This is a genomic window from Gordonia sp. 852002-10350_SCH5691597, assembly GCF_001665715.1.
In the GTDB taxonomy this organism is placed as follows: domain Bacteria; phylum Actinomycetota; class Actinomycetes; order Mycobacteriales; family Mycobacteriaceae; genus Gordonia; species Gordonia sputi.
Map to the genome: position 1 here is coordinate 1 of NZ_LZMO01000268.1, position 6,575 is coordinate 6,575.

Here is a 6,575-nt window from a genome sequence, read left to right on the forward strand (position 1 = left end):
TCATGCCCGCCACCCAGGCCGAACGTGCTCAACACTTTTCACCACACCGCAAAAGCCGATCGGTGGATCGAGGCTTAGCGAGTGCCCAGGCTGAACTACTTCCTGAGTATCTGGCGGCAATCGCGGGCGAGACAACACTCTGCGGGCAGATCGGCGCGCTGTTGCGAGCGTCGGCATCCATCCATCGACGACGCCCGGCCATCACGCCGTTCCTGGCCTCCATGTCATTGGAATTGCGGAGGCATCCAGACCTGCTTGCGGTCCTCGAGGACGTGGGCACGCCGCTGGTGATCACACTTCACGAGATGTTCGACGCAGCGCGCCGCAGCGGCGAGATACCTAGCGATGCAGAAGATTTGGATCTCATGATCGCATTCAGCGGTGCGGCGATGGGAATCGGACTACTCAGCTTCGGCCTCGGACACGCGAGTATGGACTCGGCCGTCGGCACTCTCGAACGGACCATGACAGGTACCTTCTTCGGGCCCGGCACTGAGTGACTGTCACCTGAACAGGGACACTCAACGAGTGACAGCTGGGATCGGATCGATCTACTCCGTCATCATCTATGTGACTGCGGTGCAGACCTTTTCGGGGTTCTGTACGGCTGCTCTACTCAAGCGCCGCGCCAGTGCGCACAGCACGTCGATACCGACCACGTCGAATCGTGTCGATGATGAGCTCGAAACGGCCGGACCGCCTTGAAGGGCTCAGCCCGACATCAGTCCGTCCAGGAATCCTCGCTGAGTTCCACGCACAAGCGGCACGCACGACGGCGGAAACTGCTGAGTGAACACGATGCCCCGCTGGCGGGCCCTGTCGAAGAACTCGGGCAGACGAGTCATCGCCCCGCTGGGGATGTCGTGCAGGACGGCCAACGACCATGACTGGGATTCAACGGTTTCCAGGCATCGATCAACCCAGTGATCGGGCTGGTCCCAGTCGTGGCTGATGCAGTTCCACAGGACCACGGTGTACTCGCGCTGTTCGAGGTACCGCACTGATCGAGGGCTGAACAGGCGGCCATCGAGCACGCCGCCCCGGCCATAGGGACGAAACAGTTTGTCGGGGTGGGTCAGATCGCCCAGCAACTCCTGTGCCTGACCGATTTCAGTGTCCACCACGTGCGGGTCGTCTGACGCGCCGAGTTGTACGGAGTGCGTCATGGTGTGATTGCCGATCCAATGTCCTTCGGCGCGGGCGCGCTCGAGCACCTCGCGCCCGGCAGCCTGAAGCTTGCTGCCCACCACGAAGAAGGTGGCTGCAACAGCGTTGTCCCGCAGCACGTCGAGTACGTAGGAGGTGGTCTCGGTAGGCCCGTTGTCGAAACTCAGGGTGACGGTGCGCCGCGCTCCCTCGGTCGGGTCGCTCGATGCATCGCACGTAAGCACGCGGTCGACCTCCGTATCGTTGTCGCGTCGCGGATCGGGATGTACTCCCCGAACAGATGCTCCGTTCGGGGAGTACATCCCGGCCTGTATCCGTTCGACGCTAGCAGCCGTGTCGACCGACCGGCGTTGGTCCGTCGTCAACCCCTGCGATCGTCATCGGAACCCGAGAGGTTGATTGAGCACCGTCCGCAGAGCGGTCGCGATGTACGGGCCGAAGGTGTTCAGCGATTCCTGCTCGAACAGGGTGTTGGGTACGGTGCGCCAGTCACATCGGTCGGCGTGCGCGGCGGCGCCTGAAAGGCGTGTCTTCAACCATGCGAATGCTCCCGATGCGCCGGTGACGGCGATCGTGCCGTGGGTCGAGGTGACCTGGGGGAGCGGATTGGGCGGCAGTTGCTCTCGCCGGTAGGTGACGTCGGCACTTCCGCTGCAGTATGCGCGGGCCAGTTTGTCGGTGCCCTTGATCGCTGCCACCTCGTCGGTCACGCCGTTGTAGATGTAGACCGGCGCCGTCGGCCGTCGCGTCGAGATGCCACGTGCCTGGATCTCGCGTCGGATGACCGGATCGTTCAGGACGACATCGACCGGCTTGTTCAAGTTTGCGCGGTAGTCGAACCACAGATTCGCAACACCATTCTGGCCGACGCAGTGATTACGAGCTTCATCCACGATTGCTCGGCCACCCGGGGTGACATAGCGGCGCAGAGCGGCCTGGAATGTGGGCGAATCTTTGCCGATCGCGGCAAGTGCCATCGGAATCAATCCAGCCGTAGCTGCGCCGTTGACCGCTTTCAGTGATGCCTCGAGATCTCGTTCGGGGGCACCCATCGCGGCACCCGAGATCGCGATTTCGGGGGCGTAGGCCGGTTGTTCTTCCACCGCCCAACTCGTGGCGATCGCGCCTCCTGAATAGCCCCACATGCCGACCGGGTCTCCGTGGCGAGTCCCCGCGGGAGAAAAGGACTGAACTGCTCGGACGCCGTCGAGGACCGCGTAGCCGGGTTGGCGGGGTGTCAGGAAGCGGGCGTCGAGCCCTCCGTGGTCGGGAATCGCGACCGCCCAGCCCTGTTCGACGCCTGCGGCTGCGAGGAGCAGTTCGAGTCCCGGCAGCGCGAGCGTCAACGGCCCTGCGGGACTGCCGAAGTCGATTGGTGCACCGTGGGTCAGAGAGTACGAGGGGTTGCATACACGCAACGTCGAGTCGGTGGCAGCCTGGTATGACAACAGTTTTCGCGGCTTCTGCCCGCGGGGCACCATCACAGTGGTGACAGTGGCGTCGGGCTGACTGTTCATACCGGTCGTCCGGTAGAGCAACTGCCACGCGTCGACATTGACCGGAACCAGTTGCAGCGCTTTGATTTCCACCTTGCGAGTCCGGAGAATCTGCCCGGGCTTGGCTGCCGCGAGACCCGCGGGTCGGTCATAGAAGGAATCTCGCGGTGGCGCGGGCTCTGCGTTGGCGACGGGGGTTGTCAGGGGAAACGCACTGAGGAGCACGGCGATCACGAGCGCGATCAGTAGTGCCGGTGCTGCAGTGAGAGATCGAAATCCATTGTGAGGCATGACGGTGGCTCCTCGTCGAGTTGGCCGGATGCTGCATGGGGCGCTTGCGGGGTGGGGCTAGTTGGCGATGATTGCCAGTGCGTCGATCTCGACGAGAATTCCTGGCGGCAGTCCGGCGAACAGGGTTGTTCGCGCCGGATAGGGTTGGGCCAGTTCGTCTTCGAATGCCCGATTGATATCGGTGAACACTTCGGGTGCCTCTGCGAAGACCCGGAGCATCAGAACGTCGGTGTAATCGAGACCCCGCTCGGCGAGAATCGCCGCCACATTACGAAGAGCCTGACGGGTCTGATCGTAAGCGGTGTCGCCTGCGAGGCCACCCTTCTGCGGGTCGAGGCCGACCTGCCCGGATACCTGAACAACGTTCGCTATCTGAACACCGCTGGAGTACGGGCCGAACGGCGGCGGCGCCGACGCACTCTGGATGGGATCGATCATGGTGAACCTTTCTGAGCCGAGGACGCGGCGCCTCGGTCACGGATGGGATTGCAGGATGTCGGTGAGCACACGCAGCAGGTTCGCGCCAAGGATCTGGGCGACATCGGACTCGCCGAATCCGGCGTGCAGGAGTGCAGCAGCGAGACTGACGAAGTCGTCCGAGTTTCGATAACCCTCTGCGTACGCCGTGACGCCGTTCTTGTCGGTGCCGATGCAGATGTGTTCGATGCCAACGCATTCGGCGAGGTGGTAGGCGTGCTGAGCGAAGTCATCGAGATCGCTCATCGCCATCGACCCGATCCGCGCGGGCCAGAGCCCTATCACGCCGCCGGTTCCGGCGATGGCTTTGATCTCGACGTCGGCGATGTAGCGCGGAAAGTCCCGCACCGACGCGGCGCCTGTGTGAGAGGAGATCAGCGGCTTGCTGGTGGTTTCGCAAACCGCGAGAGTCGTGGCCCGGTCAGCGTGCGCAAGATCGATGGCGATGCCGAGACTGTTCATCTCACCGACGATCTCGACGCCGAGTCCGGTGAGCCCTGCAGGCCTCGTCCCGGAACGCACGCCACCACTTCCGCGGCGTCCAGTCACCGACGTGCTGATCGTTCCCAGGTTGTTGTCGGCGTAGTGAACCAGCCCGATCAGTCGGACACCGACGTCGTAGAGCCGGGAAAGGCATTCTGGGTCGTCGCCGATGACATCACCGCCTTCGATCCCGAGAAGCACCTGGGTGCCGGTGTCTGCGCCGATCCCTGCCACTGTGGTCGTGATCGGCAGCCGGGCAGTGAACGCTTCGCGGCGTGTGGCGGCGAGCTGACGGTAGACCGTATCGAGCGCGGACCGGGGCCTCCCCGCGGTCGCCATCGCATCGCCGACAGCCGTGATCACTGCCAGGTTGATTCCGCCCGTGACAAGGGTCTCCAGCGGATCATGCGGCACGCGGGCGACCTTCTCAGCGAGACGCCGCAGCGGTCGCGGAACCACTGCCTGTGGATGCCCGTGCGCGTCGGCAACTGGGCTCGTCTCCACCAGGGAGCGGGCCCGCTGCCACACCTGGGCGGGAAGCTGGACCACGGGGCGCTTCACGCGGGCGCCGCATGATCGGCGAAGATGTGCGCGTCGTGAGCACAGATCACGTCGACGTCGCCGGTGGCGAGCTCTTGGAGTGCACTTCTCGTACGCAGACGTTCCCGACGATTCACCTGCATCAACGTGTTGAAGCCGCGAATGCCCCACGGAGTAGCGACATCACGACGCAACTCGTTCCGGTGCTGAATGGCATCACCGACGTGGAACAACGTGCCCGGGGCGTGCGTCGCATCCCCCGCGTGCTCGATGGCGATCCCGCTGTGACCGGGGGAGTGCCCCGGTAGCTCGACCATGACGAGCCTGCCTACCGAGATGTCCTCGTCGAACAGGACTGGGAACCCGTGCCAACGGTCGGTGCTGGTGTCATGAATCTCCCACTTGAGCGCGTCCCGCCAGGACCCTTGGTACCGTCGGCGGTCCATCAGCGTTCGCGGTTCCTCAGCGCTGGTCAGCTCCATGCGACTGACATGGACTGTCGCATTGGGGAAGTCGGCGAGGCCTCCTCGGTGGTCGACGTCGAGGTGCGTCATGAAGATGTGCCGGACATCGCCTACGTCGAATCCGTGCTGCTGCACCTGCGCTTTGGCCGTCACCGCCGACGACGTCGACGGGTGGAGCAGAAACGCGACGTCTGCTCCCAAAGCCTCTCTCGGAGAACGCGTCTGGTCTTCAGACAATCCTGTGTCCACCAAGATCACGCCGTCGTCGCTCTCGATGAGCAGGCAATGACACACTGCGTGCCCCCGACGAAATAGACTTCCGACGCCTTCGGCCAGCCACGCCGACGGTGGGTGCAACTCTCCGCAGTTCAGATGATGAATCGACACACTCTGCCCTTCCCACACGCGAAGAGAAGCCCCCGCCGTTGCGGTTATACCGATCGGTATAAGCAGTGAAATTAGCATGATCGGTATAAGCGGGCAAGGGTCGGACCGTAGGACCATGGTGCCGGGAGCCGGTGCGCGCATCCTGGCGATATCGTCACTGTCGGATGAGAATCGAGACCGGGAAAGGTCGAGTCAGTGGCAAGTGTGCGGGAACGGCTGATCGAAGCCACTATCGAGTTGGTCCGACGTCACGGCGTGGCGGGAGTCGGTGTCACTGAGATCGTCGCAAACAGCAAGGTCGCCCGTCGTTCGCTGTACTGGAATTTTCCCGGCGGCAAACCCGAACTCGTCACCGCCGCAACCCGGCATGCGGGAGACGAGACCACCGAGGTTCTGCGCGCGGTGATGGAGTCCGACGACCCGCTCGGCACCTTCGTCGAGATCTGGAAAGATCTTGTACGCGAATCGGACTTCGAAGGGGGATGTGTCGTTTCCGCAGCAGCTTTCGGTCGCCGCGACGCACCCGATGCCGCTGACGCAGCCGCCGAGATCTATACGTCTTGGACCGACATCCTCGCCGAACGGTTCCACCGGGTCGAGGGACTCGAGCTGTCTGCGGCGACTGACCTTGCTGCCACCGTCGTGTCCAGCATGGAGGGTGCTCTTCTGCTCAGTCGCGCCGCCCAGAGCACAATGCCACTCGACCAGGTCGCCAACCAACTTCGCATGCTCGTCGAGGCCAACGTCTCGGCGAACGCGCGCGAGGTGTGACGCGACAAAGTCACGTTTCCCTGGCAACCCCTGACTGGCTAGGCTTCGGCCCATGGGCCTTTTGCTGAATCCCTCGACCAACGACTACTCGGAGTTCGACGCCGAGACGCGCCGATTGCTACGCGCCACGATCGACTTCTTCGAGTCCTACGGCAAACAGCGACTGCTTCAGGCCGACCTCAACGCCGAATGGGTCGCCGATTTCCTCGAGTTCGAGAAGAAGGAGAAGCTGTTCGCGACGTTCCTCACACCAGCCGCGTACGCCGACGGCGACGAGGATCGACGCTGGGACGCCGCCCGCAACGCTGCGCTGAGTGAGATCCTCGGCTTCTACGGGTTGGCCTATTGGTATGCCGAACAGGTCACCATCCTCGGACTCGGCCCGATCTGGATGTCGAACAATGAGGTTGCGAAAACCAAAGCAGCGCAGCAGCTTCTCGACGGCGAAGTGATGGCCTTCGGCTTGTCTGAACGCGCCCACGGCGCCGATGTGTACAGC

At 63.3% G+C, this 6,575-nt stretch carries 7 protein-coding genes and 1 pseudogene; 3 read left to right on the plus strand and 5 right to left on the minus strand.

Annotated features, from left to right (window positions below):
• The coding region (locus A5777_RS20280; protein ID WP_231895135.1) for a hypothetical protein at positions 1 to 500 on the plus strand (500 nt) is incomplete at its 5' end.
• Positions 501 to 710: 210 nt separating this feature from the next.
• Here the strand turns inward: A5777_RS20280 and A5777_RS20285 are convergent.
• The 5 genes from A5777_RS20285 to A5777_RS20305 form a co-directional block, all read right to left on the minus strand.
• Entirely contained in the window at positions 711 to 1,391 is a 681-nt protein-coding gene (locus A5777_RS20285; RefSeq protein WP_064864103.1) for a polysaccharide deacetylase family protein, read from the minus strand.
• 153 nt (positions 1,392 to 1,544) lie between these two features.
• A complete protein-coding gene (locus A5777_RS20290) occupies positions 1,545 to 2,954 on the minus strand; it encodes a lipase family protein (protein ID WP_064864093.1) in 1,410 nt (469 codons plus the stop codon).
• A gap of 57 nt (positions 2,955 to 3,011) precedes the next feature.
• Complete coding sequence (locus tag A5777_RS20295; protein WP_064864095.1) at positions 3,012 to 3,392, minus strand: RidA family protein; 381 nt, start codon at positions 3,390 to 3,392, stop codon at positions 3,012 to 3,014.
• 36 nt (positions 3,393 to 3,428) lie between these two features.
• A complete protein-coding gene (locus tag A5777_RS20300; protein WP_064864097.1) occupies positions 3,429 to 4,475 on the minus strand; it encodes a dipeptidase in 1,047 nt (348 codons plus the stop codon).
• Positions 4,472 to 5,212: an MBL fold metallo-hydrolase gene (locus tag A5777_RS20305; RefSeq protein WP_064864099.1), complete on the minus strand. Its 741-nt coding sequence runs from the start codon at positions 5,210 to 5,212 to the stop codon at positions 4,472 to 4,474. The genes A5777_RS20300 and A5777_RS20305 overlap by 4 nt, the downstream gene beginning before the upstream one ends.
• Before the next feature lie 288 nt (positions 5,213 to 5,500).
• Here A5777_RS20305 and A5777_RS20310 point away from each other — a divergent pair, with 288 nt between their 5' ends.
• Together A5777_RS20310 and A5777_RS20315 are read left to right on the plus strand one after the other, a co-directional pair.
• Positions 5,501 to 6,076, plus strand: coding sequence for a TetR/AcrR family transcriptional regulator (locus tag A5777_RS20310; protein ID WP_064864101.1), 576 nt, complete (start codon positions 5,501 to 5,503; stop codon positions 6,074 to 6,076).
• A gap of 52 nt (positions 6,077 to 6,128) precedes the next feature.
• Positions 6,129 to 6,575 (plus strand): annotated as a pseudogene (locus tag A5777_RS20315) (acyl-CoA/acyl-ACP dehydrogenase); the annotation flags it as partial.

Bases quoted from the DNA above. Each gene is read 5' to 3' on its own strand.
- A5777_RS20290 (WP_064864093.1), bottom strand. From the start codon at position 2,954: ATGCCTCACAATGGATTTCGATCTCTCACTGCAGCACCGGCACTACTG.
- A5777_RS20295 (WP_064864095.1), bottom strand. From the start codon at position 3,392: ATGATCGATCCCATCCAGAGTGCGTCGGCGCCGCCGCCGTTCGGCCCG.